Source organism: Pseudomonas sp. MDT1-85, assembly GCF_054898065.1.
Genome location: NZ_CM142715.1, coordinates 2,373,791 through 2,390,006, shown reverse-complemented (window position 1 = coordinate 2,390,006; position 16,216 = coordinate 2,373,791). Strand labels below are relative to the sequence as shown.

Genomic DNA, 16,216 nt, shown 5'->3' with positions numbered 1-16,216 from the left:
CGAATGTCCTCCCGTGGGTTACCCTTACGTCTTATGTGTGTTTTCCCACAAGGATTGAAGAAATGTCCGAGCCAGTAAAACTGCGCGCTCATAGCCAGGCCCATTGCAAGGATTGCAGCCTGGCCCCTCTCTGCCTGCCACTTTCTCTGAATCTGGAAGACATGGATGCGCTGGACGATATCGTCAAACGTGGTCGCCCGCTGAAAAAAGGCGAGTTCCTGTTTCGCCAGGGGGACACGTTCGATTCCGTTTATGCAGTACGCTCCGGCGCCCTGAAGACTTTCAGCCTGAGCGATGGCGGTGAAGAGCAGATCACTGGCTTCCATTTGCCGAGTGAACTGGTCGGTCTGTCAGGCATGGACACTGAAAAGCACCCGGTCTCGGCGCAAGCCCTGGAAACCACCTCGGTGTGCGAAATCCCTTTCGATCGCCTCGACGAACTGGCTCTGCAACTGCCACAACTGCGCCGTCAGTTGATGCGGGTAATGAGCCGCGAGATTCGCGACGATCAGCAAATGATGTTGCTGCTGTCGAAGAAAACCGCCGACGAGCGCATCGCCACGTTCCTGGTCAACCTGTCGGCCCGTTTCCGCGCACGGGGTTTCTCGGCCAACCAGTTCCGGTTGAGCATGTCGCGCAACGAGATCGGCAACTACTTGGGCCTGGCGGTAGAAACCGTGTCCCGGGTGTTCACCCGCTTCCAGCAAAACGAACTGATTGCCGCCGAGGGCAAGGAAATACATATCCTTGACCCGATCCAGCTCTGCGCCCTGGCCGGCGGCTCAATCGACGGCTGACCCTGGTGATTGCGGCTGAGCGAAACGGTTCAGCCGCCGTTATACTGCGACGTTTGCAGCCCGCCAGGACACTTCGACGATGGTCTTCGACTCCTTCGACATCAAATCCCTGATCCGCCCCGTGATCGACTTCCCCAAGCCGGGCGTGATCTTTCGCGACATCACTCCGTTGTTCCAGTCACCCACGGCCCTGCGCCTGGTGATGGACAGCTTTGCCCATCGTTACGTCGAGGCCGACTTCACCCACATCGGCGCCATGGATGCCCGGGGCTTCCTGATCGGCTCGGTACTGGCCTATCAGTTGAACAAACCGCTGGTGCTGTTCCGCAAGCAGGGCAAACTGCCGGCCGACGTGCTGGCCGAGGGTTATCAGACCGAGTACGGCGAGGCCTTTCTCGAAGTCCATGCCGACAGCCTGTGTGAGGGTGATGCGGTGGTGATGTTCGATGACCTGATCGCCACTGGCGGCACGCTGATCGCGGCGGCGAACCTGATTCGGCGCATGGGCGCGCGGGTGCATGAAGCGGCGGCGATCATTGATTTGCCGGAGCTGGGTGGCTCGCAGCGGCTGGAAGATATGGGGATTCCTACTTTTTGTCTGACGCAGTTTGCGTTGACTGATAAGTAAGCGGCGTCTGCATTGACGCCAATCGCGAGCAGGCTCGCTCCCACAGTTCATCTAAGTCGTGCACAAACCTTGTGTACACAGAAAATCCCCTGTGGGAGCGAGCCTGCTCGCGATGGCGCCAGCCGCAACAGCGAGAATTAAAGCCCCATCTGCTTACTGATGATCTCGTTCATCACTTCCCGCGTCCCCCCACCGATCGACAGAATCCGGTTATCCCGGTACAGCCGCTCCACCAGACTCTCGCGCATATAACCCAAGCCGCCGAGAATCTGCACCGCATCGGTCGTAATGCGATCAGCCGTGTCGGTAGCAAAATTCTTGGCCATGGAAATCTCCTTGATCACACTCTGCCCGGCGGCCATTTTTGCTGCCTGGCGGTAGGTGAACTCCCGTGACACCTCCAGCGCCGTGGCCATTTCCGCGAGACGGTGCTTGAGCACCTGGAACTTGCCGATGGGTTTGCCGAAGGCTTCGCGCTGACGAGCCCATTTCAGACTTTCCTCCAACGCCAACTGCGCGGTCATGTTGGCCATCAGCGCCAGGGCCAGACGCTCGCTCTGAAAGTTGCCCATGATGCAGGCGAAGCCCATGTTCTCGGCCCCGATCAGACGGCCCACCGGCACCCGGCAATCTTCGAAAAACAATTCGGCGGTGTCCGACGCCCACCAGCCCATTTTCTTCAACTGACGACCGACAGTGAAACCGGGCGTGCCCTTCTCGATCAGCAACAAACTGATGCCGCCAAACCCAGGCTCGCCGGTGCGCACCGCGACGGTGTAGAAATCCGCGCGAACGCCGCTGGTAATAAAGGTTTTGCTGCCGCTGACCCGGTAAAAGTCGCCGTCACGTACGGCACGGGTTTGCAGGTTGGCGACGTCGGAGCCGCCGCTGGGCTCGGTGACGGCCAAGGCGCTGATCTTCTCGCCCGCCAGCACCTGAGGCACAACGCGATCGCGGACTTCGGGCCTGGCCCACTTGAGAATCGGCGGCAGACCAATGTCCAGCGAGCCCAGCCCCGCGACCAGCCCCCCGGAACCGCAGCGCATCAGCTCTTCACTGGCGGCGATCTTGGCGAACACATCGCCTTCGTGGCTGCCACCCAAGGCTTCTGGATAACCAATGCCCAGAATCCCCGCCGCGCCGGCCTTCAGGTAGAGCTCACGGGGGAAGCTTTCGGCTTCTTCCCACTGATCGATGTCCGGAAGAATCTCGCGCTCGACGAAACGTCTGACGCTGTCTCGGACCAATTGGTGGCTGGGATCGAAGTATTCCTGAAAGGCAGGCATCGGCGAACTCCACTGAAGGTTCAGCGAAGTTAACCGAGCGCTTGCTTGGTTTTCAACAGGATTGTGTGAATCAGATGGACCGAGGTGTCTGCATCGCGAGCAGGCTCGCTCCCACAGGGTTTTGTGCTACCCGCAAACTCAATGTGGGAGCGAGCCTGCTCGCGATGGCATTAACCCAGGCGCTACAAGGCAATCGGCTTACGCCCGGCAAACGAATGCGCCAATGTCCCGCCGTCCACCAGTTCCAGCTCGCCACCCAACGGCACGCCATGGGCGATGCGCGAGGCGATCAGGCCTTTGTTGCTGAGCAACTGGGCGATGTAATGCGCCGTGGCTTCACCTTCCACCGTCGGGTTGGTGGCGAGGATGACTTCGGCAAACGTACCCGCCTCTTCGATCCGCGCCATCAATTGTGGAATGCCGATGGCGTCCGGTCCCAACCCGTCAAGGGGCGACAGGTGGCCTTTGAGCACGAAGTAGCGACCGCGAAAACCGGTCTGCTCCACCGCATAAACGTCCATCGGACCTTCCACCACACACAGCAAGGTATCGTCGCGGCGCGGATCGGCGCATTGCGGGCACAGATCGTCTTCGGTCAGCGTGCGGCACAAGCGGCAGTGGCCCACGCCTTCCATGGCCTGGCTCAGCGCCTGGGCCAGTCGCGAACCGCCGCTGCGATCACGCTCAAGCAGTTGCAACGCCATGCGCTGGGCAGTTTTCTGACCCACACCCGGCAAAATTCGCAGGGCATCGATCAGTTGGCGAATCAAAGGGCTGAAGCTCATGGGGAAAAGTCCGACATAACAACGAGACGCGGTTTATACCCGCGCCTCTGTTTAGCGTCAAATAGCACCGTCAATTACTCAGCCCGCGCAACCCGCACCACCAGTTTGCCGAAGTTGCGTCCCTCCAGCAGACCGATGAACGCCCGAGGCGCGTTCTCCAGGCCGTCGACCACGTCTTCACGGAATTTCACCTTGCCGTCACGCACCCACGGCGCCATGGCGCTGATGAACTCCGGCTGACGGTCAGCGTAGTCGTCGAACACAATGAAGCCCTGAATCCGTACACGCTTGGTCAGCAGCGTGCGTTGCAATTGTGGCAAGCGATCCGGCCCGCTCGGGGCGTCATGGGCGTTGTAGGACGCAATCAGACCGCAAAGAGGAATCCGCGCCTTAGGGTTGAGCAGTGGCAGCACCGCATCGAACACCTTGCCACCGACGTTTTCAAAGTAGATATCCACGCCTTTGAAGCAGGCCAGCGCCAACTCTTCGGCGAAATCCGGGCGCTTGTGGTCGATACAGGCATCGAAGCCCAGCTCCTCGACCGCGTAACGGCATTTGTCTGCGCCACCGGCCACACCGACCACTCGCAGGCCCTTGATCTTCGCCACTTGGCCGACCACCGATCCCACCGCGCCGGACGCAGCCGCTACCACCAGGGTTTCGCCTTCCTTGGGCTGGCCGATGTCCATCAATCCCATGTAAGCGGTCATGCCGGGCATGCCCAGCACACCCAGTGCCATCGACGGACTCTGCAGCCCGGACGGGATCGGAATGATGTTGCGCCCGTCGCTGATGCTGTGGCTCTGCCACCCTGTAACGCCGACCACTAGATCACCTTCGTGGAATTTCGGATGCAGCGAACGTTCGACACGACTGACAGCCCCACCGGTCATCACCTCGTCGATTTCTACCGGGGCAGCGTAGGACGGCGCGTCACTCATACGACCGCGCATGTAGGGATCCAGCGACAGATAAAGCGTGTTGAGCAGTATCTGACCATCGGCCAAGTCTGGCAGCGCTACCCGTTCCAGGCGGAAATTCTCCGGCGTCGGCGCGCCCACCGGGCGGGACACCAGAACGATACGTTGGTTGAGGGTCAATGCTTGTGGCATGTGAACGTCTCCTTGATCGATGAATTTCGGCGGTATAGGGAGCAGACCTTTGTGTGGGTGTCGCGTTCGAAGTTTCTTCCAAGGACCGAGTTGGCTTCTTCGCGGGCAAGTCGGATCGCCGCACCGCTCGCTCCTACAGGTTTTGCATCGTGTGAATATTCGCGAATAACCGATATCCGTAGGAGCGAGGCTTGCCCGCGAAGGCTGCCTCACAGGCACCATACTTCCAACAGACAGAAACAAAAATGCCAGGCGCGATGCCTGGCATTTTTTTGCGTTGGCGAATCAGAATGGCAGTTTCATACCCGGTGGCAATTGCATGCCAGCGGTCACGCCGGACATTTTGTCCTGGCTGTTGGCTTCGATCTTGCGCACGGCGTCGTTAACGGCTGCGGCGAATACCGCCTCCAGCATTTCTTTGTCGTCTTCGCTCAGGCCTTCGACCAGGCTTGGGTCGATGGTCACACGCTTGACGTCGTGACGACCGGTCATTACCACGGTGACCATATCGCCGCCGGCTTTACCGGTGACTTCGGCGTTGGCCAGTTCTTCCTGCATCTTGGCCATTTTTTCCTGCATCTGCTGCGCCTGCTTCATCAGGCCGGCCATGCCACCTTTCATCATGGGAATCACCTCAAAAGTACTTGGATAAAAACAGCGCCCGGCGAGTGCGGCCGAGCGCCTTCAGTTATTAGTCCTGACTGACCAGGGCCACGACAGGTTCAATAGTATCGTGACGGACCACCGCCCCGAACTGCTGCATCATTTGCTGGATGAACGGATCGCCATGGATCGATTCCTCGGCCTCGCGTTGACGGTTGGCGCGACGCCGGGATGAGGCCTGAGCCGGGGTTTCCTGCTCGGGCTTGATCAACTCCATGCTCAGGGTCAGCGTGCGCCCGTGAAACTGGTTCAGCGCATCGTTGAGGCGACGTTGTTGTGTCGCGTTGAACAAGGCGCTGTGGGCCGGGTCCAGGTGCAACAACCAATTGTCGCCATCGACGGCGATCAGCGTGCAGTTGGCGCCGATGCTGGCGGTCATGCCGGACACCGGCAGTTTCGGGAACACCTCCAGCCATTGCAGGGCCAGACCGGTGGCCGGCATCGCGGCCGGTTCAGGTTCGGGTTCCGGCGCAGGTTCGGCGGTGTGCTCGCTGGCCAGTTCGTCGAGATAGCTATAAGCCGAATCCATGTCCGGCTCGATGTAATCCTCGTCCAGCGGCGGCTCGTCGTCCTGATCCGTGCCAGGTGTAGCGGCATCGACTTCGGCAACGGATGGTTCCGGGATCGGCGCAGCGGCCCATTCCGGCGCATCCGGCACCACACTGTCCGGCGTCAGCATGGGCATCGGTGGCAATTCGGGTTGTTCGCCAGCCGTTTCCAGCACCGGCTCGACGGCGGGTTGCTGGACAACTTCAGGCTCTACCGGGTCGTTCCACGGCAGATCGACGACTTCTTCGACCGCTACGGGTTCGACAACAGGCTCGGGCTCAGGCGCGACTATGGGCACAGCCACAGGCGCGACCGGCTCAGGCGCAGCTACCGGGACAGGCGCCGGAGCAACCACTGGCGCAACCGGAGGCGGTGTAACGGCCGTAGCGACTACCGGCGCAACAACCGGCGCGGCAGCCACTGAGTTTGCGGAATCAACTGTGGCCTGGCTGATCCCCACTGTCTTTAGCGGCTGCCTCGGCGCGTCTGCAGTGTCTGCCGGTCGGAACGCGAGCATTCGCAGCAGGACCATTTCAAAGCCGCCGCGCGGATCCGGTGCCAGCGGCAAATCGCGACGCCCAATCAGGCCCATCTGGTAATAGAACTGCACGTCTTCGGCCGGCAAAGCCTGGGCCAGGGCCAATACGCGATCACGGTCGCCATGCCCGTTATCGACGCCTTCAGGCAGCGCCTGGGCGATGGCGACACGGTGCAGCACATTGAGAATTTCCGAGAGCACGCCGTTCCAGTCCGGACCTTGTTCGGCCAGATGGCGCACGGCTTCGAGCAACGCCTTGGCGTCGCCTTCGATCAGCGCATGCAAAACGTCGTAGACCTGGCCGTGATCGAGAGTACCGAGCATGGCCCGCACGTCGGCGGCCATGACTTTGCCTTCACCAAAAGCGATGGCCTGATCGGTGAGGCTCATGGCATCGCGCATCGAACCATCGGCGGCGCGGCCCAGCAGCCACAGCGCGTCGTCTTCGAACGGCACGTTCTCGACGCTCAGCACGTGGGTCAAATGCTCGACCACCCGTTCAGGGGTCATGTTCTTCAGGGAGAACTGCAGGCACCGCGACAGAATCGTTGCCGGAAGTTTCTGCGGATCGGTGGTGGCCAGGATGAACTTGACGTAGGGCGGCGGCTCTTCAAGGGTTTTCAACAGCGCATTAAAGGAATGGCTGGAGAGCATGTGCACTTCGTCGATCAGGTAGACCTTGAAGCGCCCGCGACTCGGTGCGTACTGCACGTTGTCGAGCAGCTCGCGGGTGTCTTCGACCTTGGTCCGGCTCGCGGCGTCGATCTCGATCAGGTCGACGAAGCGCCCCTCATCGATTTCGCGACACACCGAGCACTCGCCGCAGGGGGTCGAAGTGATACCTGTTTCACAGTTCAGGCATTTGGCGATGATCCGCGCGATGGTGGTCTTGCCGACCCCGCGCGTCCCTGTAAACAGGTACGCGTGGTGCAGCCGCTGGCTGTCCAAGGCATTGATCAGAGCCTTGAGCACATGGGTCTGGCCGACCATTTCGCCGAACGAGCGCGGACGCCATTTACGTGCAAGAACCTGATAACTCATCGAAAACCGTCGCAACGAAGGAACAGAAGCGGCTAATGCTAGCGGAGCAAGGCCAAAATTGCATCCGGTGCGCTCGTCTATTCTGGCTAAGCTGCACTTTGAAGGGCTTTTATTGGCCCACGTTTGAGCCGTACCGGAGCGTTTATGCGTTTTGCCTTGGGGGCATTGTTATGGGTGAGCCTGAGCGTCGCAGCCGCTGAAGCACCGTTACGCTTTGTCGTATCCGACAGCTGGGCCATGCCCATGGTGCAGTTCGAGCGCGGCCGACCGACCCAGGGCATTTTGCATGACATCATGCTCAGCCTGGCGACACAGGTCGGCGTGCCGGCGCAATTTCATATATTGCCTCGGGCCCGGGTGCAAAACGCCATGGATCACGGCGAAGTCGATGTGCGCTGTTATGTCTCACAATCCTGGCTGCCGAACCTGTCCGGGGATTATATCTGGAGCGTTCCACTGCTGGTTCAGCACGACTTGCTGATTGGTCGGCAAGGCTCACCTTCGATCACTCCGGCAGAGCTGTCGCAACAGTCGATCGGCACCGTGCGTGGCTATAACTACCCGACCTTGCAACCGTTGTTCGACGCCGACCGGCTCCACCGCGACGACGCGCGCAATCAGGAACAAGTACTGGAAAAACTGCTGGCAGGACGCTACCACTACGCGGTGAGCAACCAATGGACTCTGGACTGGTTCAACCATCGTCTGCTGCCCGACCAGCAACTGCAAAGCGTAGCGCTGGTGCATGAACAAGCCGTCAGTTGCTACGTGCGCAACGACCCCAAAGTACCCGTACAGCGCATTCTGCGCACCTTGCTGAAAATGAAAATCTCCGGGGAGATCGATGACATCATCCGGCTCTATACCGGTAACCTTGCTCCGTAGCAGCTGCCGAAGGCTGCGTTCGGCGGCGCAGCCGTCGTGATAACAGGCCCTGCGATCTTCAGTTAAACCGTGAACTCAGGATTTACGACGGCTACGCCGCCGAACGCAGGCTTCGCCAGCTGCTACAGGGCGCCGATGGCTCAAGCTGTCTGGCCGAGCGTCTGCCATTGCGACGGGGCGATAAACCTCGCCACCCAGTCCGGCACCTCACCGGGCGGCATGGGGCGAGCGATGAAATAGCCTTGAGCGACTTCGCACCCCAGCCGCAACAGCAATTCGCCGTGCTCAACGCTTTCCAGCCCCTCGGCAATCACCTGCCGACCGAACGCCCGGGCCAGGCCAATCACCGCAGTAGTCAGGGCCAGGTCGTCACGATCATTCAGAATGTCACGCACGAACGACTTATCGATCTTGATGGTTTGGGTGCGTAAACGCTTGAGGTAACTCAGAGACGAATAACCCGTGCCAAAGTCACCCAGCGAAAACTGCACGCCCAACGCCTGACAGGCCTGTAAACAGGCACTGACATGCTGGATATTCTCGATCGCCACCGATTCGACGATTTCCAGATCGAGCATCTGCGGGGCGACCTGGGCATGTCGAGCGAGTACCTGCCTGAGCCGGTCGACGAAGTCCGCGCGTTGAAAATGTCGCGCCGCAATATTGATACTGACCGGCCAGCCCTGCCCCGCTTGCTGCCAACGGTGCAACTGCGACAGCACCTGGTCCATTACCCATTCACCGATATCGATGATCAGGTCAGTGTCCTCCACCAGCGGCAAAAACTCCCGAGGTGGCACCATGCCGTTTTGCGGATGCTCCCAACGCAACAACGCCTCGAAACCGACGACTACGCCACGGCGCATGTTTACCTTGGGCTGAAAATGCAGGCGTAACTCACCGGCGGCCAGCGCCTGACGCACCCGCTCGACAGTCTGGTGAGTGGCTTTGACCTCCTGATCCCGCGAGACATCGAATAGATGAAAGCGGTTTCGCCCGCTCTGCTTGGCCACGTACATCGCCTGATCGGCATGACGCAGCAGGGTTTCGGCATCTTCGTTGTCGTGGGGAAACAGGGTGACGCCGATACTGGCAAACACATTGATGTCCTTGCCATGCAGTGAATAAGGCGCCGAAATCGCCCCCAACACGCGATTCAGCGCCGCACGTAACTCCGGCAGATCACGCACGTAACGCAACACCAGCACGAACTCATCACCGGCCAGTCGCGCCACAACGTCTTCGCCGCGCACAATGTCACGCAAACGCTTGGCCACTTCCACCAGCAACATATCGCCACTGGCGTGACCGTAACCGTCGTTGACCGCCTTGAAACCGTCGAGGTCAAGCATGCACACCGCCAGCGGAATGTTTTCATGCCGGGAGAATTCCAGCGCCTGATCGAGCAAATCCGACAGGAAGGCGCGATTGGGCAGCCCGGTCAGCACGTCATGCCCAACCCGCCATTGCAGGGACTGCAGCAGTTGGCGTTTTTCGCTGATATCGAAACGAATCGACAGGTATCGGTGAACGCGCCCGGTGGCGTCATCCAGCACCGGCACCATGGTGCTGTCGACCCAATACAGGCTGCCATCCTTGGCGCGATTACAGATTTCGCCCTTCCAGATATTACCCAGGGCGATGGTGCGCCACATGGCGGCGAAAAAATCGGCGGAGTGCAAGCCGGAGTTCAGCAAGCGATGATTCTGCCCCAGCAGCTCTTCGCGGCTATAGCCGGACACGGCGCAGAATTGATCGTTGACGTAGGTAATCCGGCCGTCGAGATCGGTCTCGGAAAAAATCGCGGCAGCATCCACGGCCCTGCGGTATTTCTCATCCATGAGTCAGGCTCACTGTCGCTAGCGGTGGTACCGCTCGACCAGCGCAGGATGCCCGGAAGAGATGTTTTGAGACGTACTGCGCAGAAACACGTTATCACTCCATGAACAGCATTTGATGGCCCCCCGGCCTCCCCGAAGTTCAACCAGGCTCAAAGGCCTCGGGCAAGGCAGCAACACCGACTCTGGTAACATTTCGCAAGGTTCAGAACGCCAACGGCCTCTGCGTATACCCGGCAGGGAACGCAATGCTGGCTGTTTCATATCGCCTAAACTTCAGAGAGCGGATCACCAAAAACCCCTTCGAAGCGGCGATTCTACGAAATGCATCACATTTTGCAAAGCAAGGTGATGGATCATGCAGTTGCCTAATGCAAAAATCTATCGTTAAGTTCTTGATTCTAAATGGGAATTGAGCGATGCAAATTTCAAGTTTGGGTCCAGCCATCCGACGCTACCGCAAGGTCGCAGGGCTTACTCAGGCTGAACTCGGCGAAAAAACCGGTTTTGACCCCAAAACCATCAGCCGCTTCGAAACCGGCACCTATACGCCCAGCGTGGAAGCATTGTTCCTGCTTGCCGACGTGCTGGGCGTGAAGCTGAAAGCCTTTTTCGCAGATCTGGGCGACGAAGATGAACAGCGGGCGTACCTGTTCAGCGTCATACACAAAGCCACCCCGAAGGATCTGGGAAAGCTGATCGCAGCGGTTGACCAGGCCTTGTCCAAGCCTTGATGCCAGTAAATGAAAAAAGGAGGCCGATCTGTCGAATGCGACAGATCGGCCTCCTTTTTTATAACTCGCGCTTAAATTCGGAAACGATAAAACACCGCTCCGGATGAACTCCATGGCAGGGAAACAAAACAGTATTTTTAGATAGAAAACACGAAAGAGGGTTCGTGTAGCGTTATGGAGGCAACCCCACCAGCCACACCCCGGCACACAATGTCACCGCTGCGGCTGCTCCCTTCCAGGCCTGACCGGGTTCACGGTTGATCGTTGCGGGGGGACCGATGGGGTCACCATAACGACGCTCACCTGACGGCGAGCCGCGCCATTGTACCTATCTGAGACGAAGTTACAACCGTTCGTGGGTATTAAAAAATATGAGTCGCTTCAAGTACCTGCGGCGATCTTGAAAAGATCGCAGCCTGCGGCAGCTCCTACATTGGGTCGGCGTACACCTGTAGGAGCTGCCGCAGGCTGCGTTCCTTTGATCTTATTGCATCAACACCTCATCCGCCCTGCCGCCCTCTTGTTGAATCACAAGATGAATGAAGTGCAGCTTGGCAATCACCGCCGACGGCAAGATGAACGGATAGAAATCCGGCTGGCCCATGCTGCGTGACAATTCGTTGAGCATGCCGGCCAGTTCGATCCATGCGTTGACGAACGACAGGAATGCCGGGCCGCCGGGGTGCTGTGGGTCGAATAGCGTGCTGGGTGGAAACGGCTGGTAATCGAAATCCATTTCCCGGGCACTCATGCCAAACCCCAGGGCGGTGTCCACCGCATCCATCATATGCAGGTAATGAGCCCAGGTTTCGGCCCAGTCTTCCCAAGGGTGCATGGTGGCGTAGGCACTGACGTAATGTTGCTGCCAGTCGAGCGGCGCGCCTTGCTGATAATGCCGCTCAAGGGCCTCGGCGTAGCTGGCTCGTTCGTCACCGAACAAGTCCCGAAACGGTTCCAGCCAATGACTGTTGACGACCAAGCGGTCCCAGTAGTAATGCCCTACCTCGTGACGAAAGTGCCCGAGCAGCGTGCGATAAGGTTCGTGCATCTGCACGCGGACCTGCTCGCGGTGGGCGTCGTCGGCTTCCTTGATATCGAGGGTGATCAGACCGTTGGCATGCCCGGTGGTCGGCGGCTTGCCTTCGAGGTCGATACCGATGAAATCGAAGGCCAGACCGGTTTCTTCGTCCACGGTTTTCGGAATGACCTGCAAGCCCAGGCTGATCAGTTGCGCCACCAGACGACGCTTGGCGATTTCCACTTTGCGCGAACGCTCGTGGTTCTCGGGGATCGACAAGTCGGGGATGGTGCGATTCAGGCTACAGGCGATGCACAAGGCATCGTGATCATTGGCCGGCAGCAGCCAGTTGCATGCGGCCGGAGAGTCGAGATTGGCGCAGCGGCGGAACACACCCGCATCGGGATCGGCGTCGAGCAACCAGGTATCCGCTTGCGGGCCGGGTTGCAGCGAAGACAAGCGGCTCTGCCGCGGCTGATAGCCCAGCGCTGCCGAACAGGCCAGGCACTGACTGTTGCGAAAGAACAGCGACTGCCCGCAGCGGCAATGCCAGACCTTGCTGTTGCGCAAACGCTCGCCCATGAAGGGGGCGGCGATGCGTGAACTGAGCTGTTCGAAGAAGCGGTACATGGCGATCTCTCCCTGGGGCCTGCCAAGACTAGATCATTCTTGTACCGTGATCGTTCCTGCGTTCTGTGTGGGCAAGATCAAAAGATCGCAGCCTTCGGCAGCTCCTACATGAGATTGGTGCTCACACGTTAGGCGGAAACGACACCGCCCCCCCCTGTAGGAGCTGCCGAAGGCTGCGATCTTGGCGATCTTAAATGTCGATACCGTGTTTCTTCAGAAACCCGACAAACGCCTCTTCATCCAGCACCCTCAACCCCAGCTCATTGGCCTTGGCCAGCTTCGAACCCGCGCCCGGGCCGGCGACCACGCAATGGGTCTTGGCCGACACGGAACCGGCCACTTTGGCGCCGAGGCTTTCAAGCTTGTCCTTGGCGACATCGCGACTCATCAGCTCCAGCGAACCGGTCAGCACCCAAGTCTGCCCGGCCAGAGGCAACCCTTCGACGACTTTTTTCTCGCTCTGCCAATGCATGCCGAAATCGCGCAACTGCTTTTCGGCTGCCTCGGCGAGCTGACGATTTTCAGTGCCCGCAAAAAACTCGCGAACCGAAGTCGCTTGCTTCTCCGGCAGCGCCTGGCGCATGTCCAGCCAATCAGCACTCATCACTGCTTCGAGCGAGCCGAACTTGTCCGCAAGCTTCTGCGCCCCGCCCGGCCCTACCGACGGAATGTGCAACTTGTCGAGGAAGCCGCCCAGCGTGGTACTGGCGGAAAATTCGGCACCCAGCTCGCCCTGATCCTGAATCTGCAGGCCGTGCTTGAGTAGATCCTTGATCACCTGCTGGTTATGCGCGTCTTCAAAGAAGCTGTGAATCTCGTGAGCCACTTCCAGGCCGACATCGGGCAAGTACGTAAGCACGTGCGGCAATGCCTGCTGAACCCGCTCCAGCGAGCCGAGAGAACGCGCGAGGACCTTGGCCGTCTCTTCGCCGACATCGGGAATGCCCAAGGCGTAGATGAAGCGCGCCAGACTCGGCTGCTTGCTGTCTTCGATGGCGCCGAGCAGGTTCTTGCTCGACAGTTCGGCAAAGCCTTCCAGGTCGACGATCTGCTCGAACGTCAGGGCATAGAGATCAGCCGGCGAACTCACCAGGCCTTCATCCACCAGTTGTTCGACGCTCTTCTCGCCCAGCCCTTCGATGTCCATGGCGCGGCGCGAAACGAAGTGAATGATGGCTTGCTTGAGCTGCGCACCGCAGGCCAGACGCCCGACGCAGCGATACACCGCGCCTTCGCTGATGGTCTCGCGGCCCTTGCTGCGCTTGACCAGTTGCGTGCGCTCGACATGAGAGCCGCACACCGGGCACTGCTCGGGAATTTGCACCGGCCGGGCATTCTCCGGACGGCGTTCGACAACCACTTGCACCACTTGCGGAATCACATCACCGGCACGACGGATGATCACCGTGTCGCCAATCATCAGGCCCAGCCGCGCCACTTCATCCATGTTGTGCAAGGTCGCGTTGGCCACGGTGACACCCGCGACCCTGACCGGTTTCAAGCGTGCTACTGGTGTCACGGCACCGGTGCGACCGACCTGGAATTCCACGTCGAGCAATTCGGTGAGTTCTTCCATGGCCGGGAATTTGTGGGCAATCGCCCAGCGCGGTTCGCGAGCGCGGAACCCCAGTTCACGCTGGGACGCAATGCTGTTGACCTTGAACACCACGCCGTCGATTTCATACTGGAGCGCATTGCGGCGCTCACCGATGTCGCGGTAGTAATCCAGGCATTCTTCGATGCCATGCGCCAGTTTCAGCTCATGACTGATCGGCATCCCCCAGGCTTTGAGTTGCTTCAGATTGCCAATGTGCGTGTCGGCGATATCGGCCGAAATCTGGCCAATGCCGTAGCAGCAGAATTCCAGCGGACGATTGGCGGTGATCTTCGAATCCAGCTGCCGCAAACTGCCCGCCGCCGCGTTACGCGGGTTGGCGAAGGTCTTGCCGCCCACTTCCAGTTGCGTGGCGTTGAGCCGTTCGAAACCGGCCTTGGACATGAATACTTCGCCACGCACTTCCAGGGTTGCCGGCCAGCCGGTGCCATGCAGCTTGAGCGGGATATTGCGCACGGTGCGCACGTTGACGCTGATGTCTTCGCCGGTGGTGCCATCACCGCGGGTGGCGCCGCGCACCAGCACACCGTCCTGATAGAGCAGACTGACCGCCAGGCCATCGAGCTTGGGTTCGCAGCTGTACTGCACCGCCGCGCCACCGCTGAACAAGTCGCCGACCGGCAGGTCCAGCCCTTCCGTCACCCGGCGATCGAATTCGCGCATGTCGGTTTCTTCGAAGGCGTTGCCCAGGCTGAGCATCGGCACTTCATGACGCACCTGAGTGAATGCCGACAGCGCCGCACTGCCGACACGCTGGGTCGGCGAGTCGCTGGTGATCAGTTCGGGATGGGCCGCTTCGAGGGCCTTGAGCTCGTGGAACAAGCGATCGTATTCGGCGTCCGGAATGCTGGGTTCATCCAGCACGTGGTAGCGATAATTGTGCTGATCGAGCTCGGCGCGCAGCTCTAGAATGCGGTTTTTGGCGGCGGTCATGGGTGTTCTCTCATAAAGCAAAAGAGCAGCCGAGGCTGCTCCTATCTCATCTCATCAAGCTCAAGAGATCGCAGCCTCGTTTCACTCGACAGCTCCTACAGAAAATCGCGAACCCTGTAGAAGCTGTCGAGTGAAACGAGGCTGCGATCTTTTGACTTTAACGCTTCTGGGTCAGGGCGCGACGCTCGAACTCGACGATGCGCTGACGGTAGTGCTCAATCGTTTGGGCGGTCAGGACGCTGCGCTGGTCGTCTTTCAGTTCGCCGTTCAGCTCCTGGGACAGTTTGCGTGCCGCAGCCACCATCACGTCGAAGGCTTGCTTGGGATGACGCGGGCCTGGCAGACCGAGGAAGAAGCTCACCGCCGGGGTGCTGAAATGATCGATGTCATCCAGATCGAAGACACCCGGCTTGACCGCGTTGGCCATGGAGAACAGGACTTCGCCGTTACCGGCCATGCTTTCGTGGCGGTGGAAAATGTCCATCTCGCCAAAACGCAGACCGCTTTCCAGAATGTTCTGCAACAGCGCCGGGCCCTTGAAGCCGGCCTGGTCGCGGCAGATCACGCTGATCACCAGCACTTCTTCAGCTTGCGGCTGGTCTTTCTCGACCGAGCTGGCGGGCTTGGTGTCATCCGGAAAATCGTCGTCACGGCTGTTGAAGCTCGGGCCGCCGTCCAGATCCAGGTTGAGGTTCAAGTCGCCTTGCGATGGTTCGCCATGGCCACGCTTGCCGCGCTTGGAACCCGACTCGCGAGGTTCACGGGCAGGCATGCTCACCGACGGCAGATCATGTTCGTCCAGTTGCGGTTCTTTATGGGTATCCAGCACACGAGGCGGGCCCAACAGCTCGGCGCTGGTGTCCTCATCCGGCAAATTGGACAAACTTCGGTCAAGACGGAATTTCAGTTTTCCCTTGCCGCCGCGCATGCGACGCCAGCCATCGAAAAGAATACCGGCAATGACAATAATGCCGATGACGATCAGCCACTCGCGCAGACCGATTTCCATGTAATCCCGTGCCTCTATAAAAAATGCTGAAAAATAAGGGGTTTACATTGTGCAAACCGCTTTAAAACGTGGCGCCAACTCTATGTTCTGACAGGCGTTTTGCCCACGTATACGAAAAATTGACATTAAACTAGCACGACCAAAGGCAACTTTAC

General features: G+C 59.4%; 13 protein-coding genes and 1 other RNA gene. 4 read left to right on the top strand and 10 right to left on the bottom strand.

From position 1 onward, the window contains the following. Positions 1 to 62 precede the first annotated feature (62 nt). Together fnr and ACYZT2_RS10825 are read left to right on the top strand one after the other, a co-directional pair. Positions 63 to 797 carry a fumarate/nitrate reduction transcriptional regulator Fnr gene (gene fnr, locus ACYZT2_RS10830; RefSeq protein ID WP_461971988.1) on the top strand — a complete coding sequence of 245 codons (735 nt, stop codon included), beginning with the start codon at positions 63 to 65 and terminating at the stop codon, positions 795 to 797. A gap of 79 nt (positions 798 to 876) precedes the next feature. After that, positions 877 to 1,425, top strand: coding sequence for an adenine phosphoribosyltransferase (locus ACYZT2_RS10825; RefSeq protein ID WP_461971986.1), 549 nt, complete (start codon positions 877 to 879; stop codon positions 1,423 to 1,425). 137 nt (positions 1,426 to 1,562) lie between these two features. Here ACYZT2_RS10825 and ACYZT2_RS10820 read toward each other — a convergent pair whose 3' ends face one another. The 5 genes from ACYZT2_RS10820 to dnaX all read right to left on the bottom strand — a co-directional run bounded on the left by ACYZT2_RS10820 (position 1,563) and on the right by dnaX (position 7,399). Next, a complete protein-coding gene (locus tag ACYZT2_RS10820; RefSeq protein ID WP_461971984.1) occupies positions 1,563 to 2,711 on the bottom strand; it encodes an acyl-CoA dehydrogenase family protein in 1,149 nt (382 codons plus the stop codon). Between the two features lie 182 nt (positions 2,712 to 2,893). Next, positions 2,894 to 3,496 carry a recombination mediator RecR gene (gene recR, locus ACYZT2_RS10815; protein WP_095051991.1) on the bottom strand — a complete coding sequence of 201 codons (603 nt, stop codon included), beginning with the start codon at positions 3,494 to 3,496 and terminating at the stop codon, positions 2,894 to 2,896. A 74-nt stretch (positions 3,497 to 3,570) separates the two neighbouring features. Next, positions 3,571 to 4,608 carry an NADP-dependent oxidoreductase gene (locus ACYZT2_RS10810; RefSeq protein WP_461971982.1) on the bottom strand — a complete coding sequence of 346 codons (1,038 nt, stop codon included), beginning with the start codon at positions 4,606 to 4,608 and terminating at the stop codon, positions 3,571 to 3,573. A gap of 285 nt (positions 4,609 to 4,893) precedes the next feature. Next, complete coding sequence (locus ACYZT2_RS10805) at positions 4,894 to 5,232, bottom strand: YbaB/EbfC family nucleoid-associated protein (RefSeq protein WP_007905413.1); 339 nt, start codon at positions 5,230 to 5,232, stop codon at positions 4,894 to 4,896. A gap of 67 nt (positions 5,233 to 5,299) precedes the next feature. Beyond that, positions 5,300 to 7,399: a DNA polymerase III subunit gamma/tau gene (dnaX, locus tag ACYZT2_RS10800; protein ID WP_461971979.1), complete on the bottom strand. Its 2,100-nt coding sequence runs from the start codon at positions 7,397 to 7,399 to the stop codon at positions 5,300 to 5,302. Positions 7,400 to 7,543: 144 nt separating this feature from the next. Here dnaX and ACYZT2_RS10795 point away from each other — a divergent pair, with 144 nt between their 5' ends. Next, on the top strand, positions 7,544 to 8,284 hold the full coding sequence (locus ACYZT2_RS10795; protein ID WP_461971977.1) for a substrate-binding periplasmic protein: 741 nt from the start codon (positions 7,544 to 7,546) through the stop codon (positions 8,282 to 8,284). 140 nt (positions 8,285 to 8,424) lie between these two features. On the opposite strand, the gene ACYZT2_RS10790 is transcribed toward ACYZT2_RS10795, so the two are convergent. Then, positions 8,425 to 10,125, bottom strand: coding sequence for a putative bifunctional diguanylate cyclase/phosphodiesterase (locus ACYZT2_RS10790; RefSeq protein WP_461971975.1), 1,701 nt, complete (start codon positions 10,123 to 10,125; stop codon positions 8,425 to 8,427). Between the two features lie 416 nt (positions 10,126 to 10,541). On the opposite strand from ACYZT2_RS10790, the gene ACYZT2_RS10785 reads away from it, so the two are divergent. Beyond that, positions 10,542 to 10,856: a helix-turn-helix domain-containing protein gene (locus tag ACYZT2_RS10785; RefSeq protein WP_007933342.1), complete on the top strand. Its 315-nt coding sequence runs from the start codon at positions 10,542 to 10,544 to the stop codon at positions 10,854 to 10,856. 184 nt (positions 10,857 to 11,040) lie between these two features. On the opposite strand, the gene ffs is transcribed toward ACYZT2_RS10785, so the two are convergent. The 4 genes from ffs to zipA form a co-directional block, all read right to left on the bottom strand. Then, positions 11,041 to 11,137: signal recognition particle sRNA small type (gene ffs, locus ACYZT2_RS10780), an RNA gene on the bottom strand. 203 nt (positions 11,138 to 11,340) lie between these two features. Beyond that, positions 11,341 to 12,504 (bottom strand): zinc-binding metallopeptidase family protein, encoded by a 1,164-nt coding sequence (locus tag ACYZT2_RS10775; RefSeq protein ID WP_461971973.1) that lies wholly within the window; start codon positions 12,502 to 12,504, stop codon positions 11,341 to 11,343. A gap of 190 nt (positions 12,505 to 12,694) precedes the next feature. Continuing rightward, the gene (ligA, locus tag ACYZT2_RS10770) at positions 12,695 to 15,052 is read right to left on the bottom strand and encodes an NAD-dependent DNA ligase LigA (RefSeq protein WP_461971971.1); all 2,358 of its coding nucleotides are present in this window, start codon (positions 15,050 to 15,052) and stop codon (positions 12,695 to 12,697) included. Between the two features lie 157 nt (positions 15,053 to 15,209). Then, the gene (zipA, locus tag ACYZT2_RS10765; RefSeq protein ID WP_461971969.1) at positions 15,210 to 16,061 is read right to left on the bottom strand and encodes a cell division protein ZipA; all 852 of its coding nucleotides are present in this window, start codon (positions 16,059 to 16,061) and stop codon (positions 15,210 to 15,212) included. Positions 16,062 to 16,216: the final 155 nt, after the last annotated feature.

What these genes read in the sequence shown, in the direction of transcription:
- fnr (WP_461971988.1), top strand. Translation starts at nt 63, where the DNA reads ATGTCCGAGCCAGTAAAACTGCGCGCTCATAGCCAGGCCCATTGCAAG.
- ACYZT2_RS10825 (WP_461971986.1), top strand. Translation starts at nt 877, where the DNA reads ATGGTCTTCGACTCCTTCGACATCAAATCCCTGATCCGCCCCGTGATC.
- ACYZT2_RS10820 (WP_461971984.1), bottom strand. Translation starts at nt 2,711, where the DNA reads ATGCCTGCCTTTCAGGAATACTTCGATCCCAGCCACCAATTGGTCCGA.
- recR (WP_095051991.1), bottom strand. Translation starts at nt 3,496, where the DNA reads ATGAGCTTCAGCCCTTTGATTCGCCAACTGATCGATGCCCTGCGAATT.
- ACYZT2_RS10810 (WP_461971982.1), bottom strand. Translation starts at nt 4,608, where the DNA reads ATGCCACAAGCATTGACCCTCAACCAACGTATCGTTCTGGTGTCCCGC.
- ACYZT2_RS10805 (WP_007905413.1), bottom strand. Translation starts at nt 5,232, where the DNA reads ATGATGAAAGGTGGCATGGCCGGCCTGATGAAGCAGGCGCAGCAGATG.
- dnaX (WP_461971979.1), bottom strand. Translation starts at nt 7,399, where the DNA reads ATGAGTTATCAGGTTCTTGCACGTAAATGGCGTCCGCGCTCGTTCGGC.
- ACYZT2_RS10795 (WP_461971977.1), top strand. Translation starts at nt 7,544, where the DNA reads ATGCGTTTTGCCTTGGGGGCATTGTTATGGGTGAGCCTGAGCGTCGCA.
- ACYZT2_RS10790 (WP_461971975.1), bottom strand. Translation starts at nt 10,125, where the DNA reads ATGGATGAGAAATACCGCAGGGCCGTGGATGCTGCCGCGATTTTTTCC.
- ACYZT2_RS10785 (WP_007933342.1), top strand. Translation starts at nt 10,542, where the DNA reads ATGCAAATTTCAAGTTTGGGTCCAGCCATCCGACGCTACCGCAAGGTC.
- ACYZT2_RS10775 (WP_461971973.1), bottom strand. Translation starts at nt 12,504, where the DNA reads ATGTACCGCTTCTTCGAACAGCTCAGTTCACGCATCGCCGCCCCCTTC.
- ligA (WP_461971971.1), bottom strand. Translation starts at nt 15,052, where the DNA reads ATGACCGCCGCCAAAAACCGCATTCTAGAGCTGCGCGCCGAGCTCGAT.
- zipA (WP_461971969.1), bottom strand. Translation starts at nt 16,061, where the DNA reads ATGGAAATCGGTCTGCGCGAGTGGCTGATCGTCATCGGCATTATTGTC.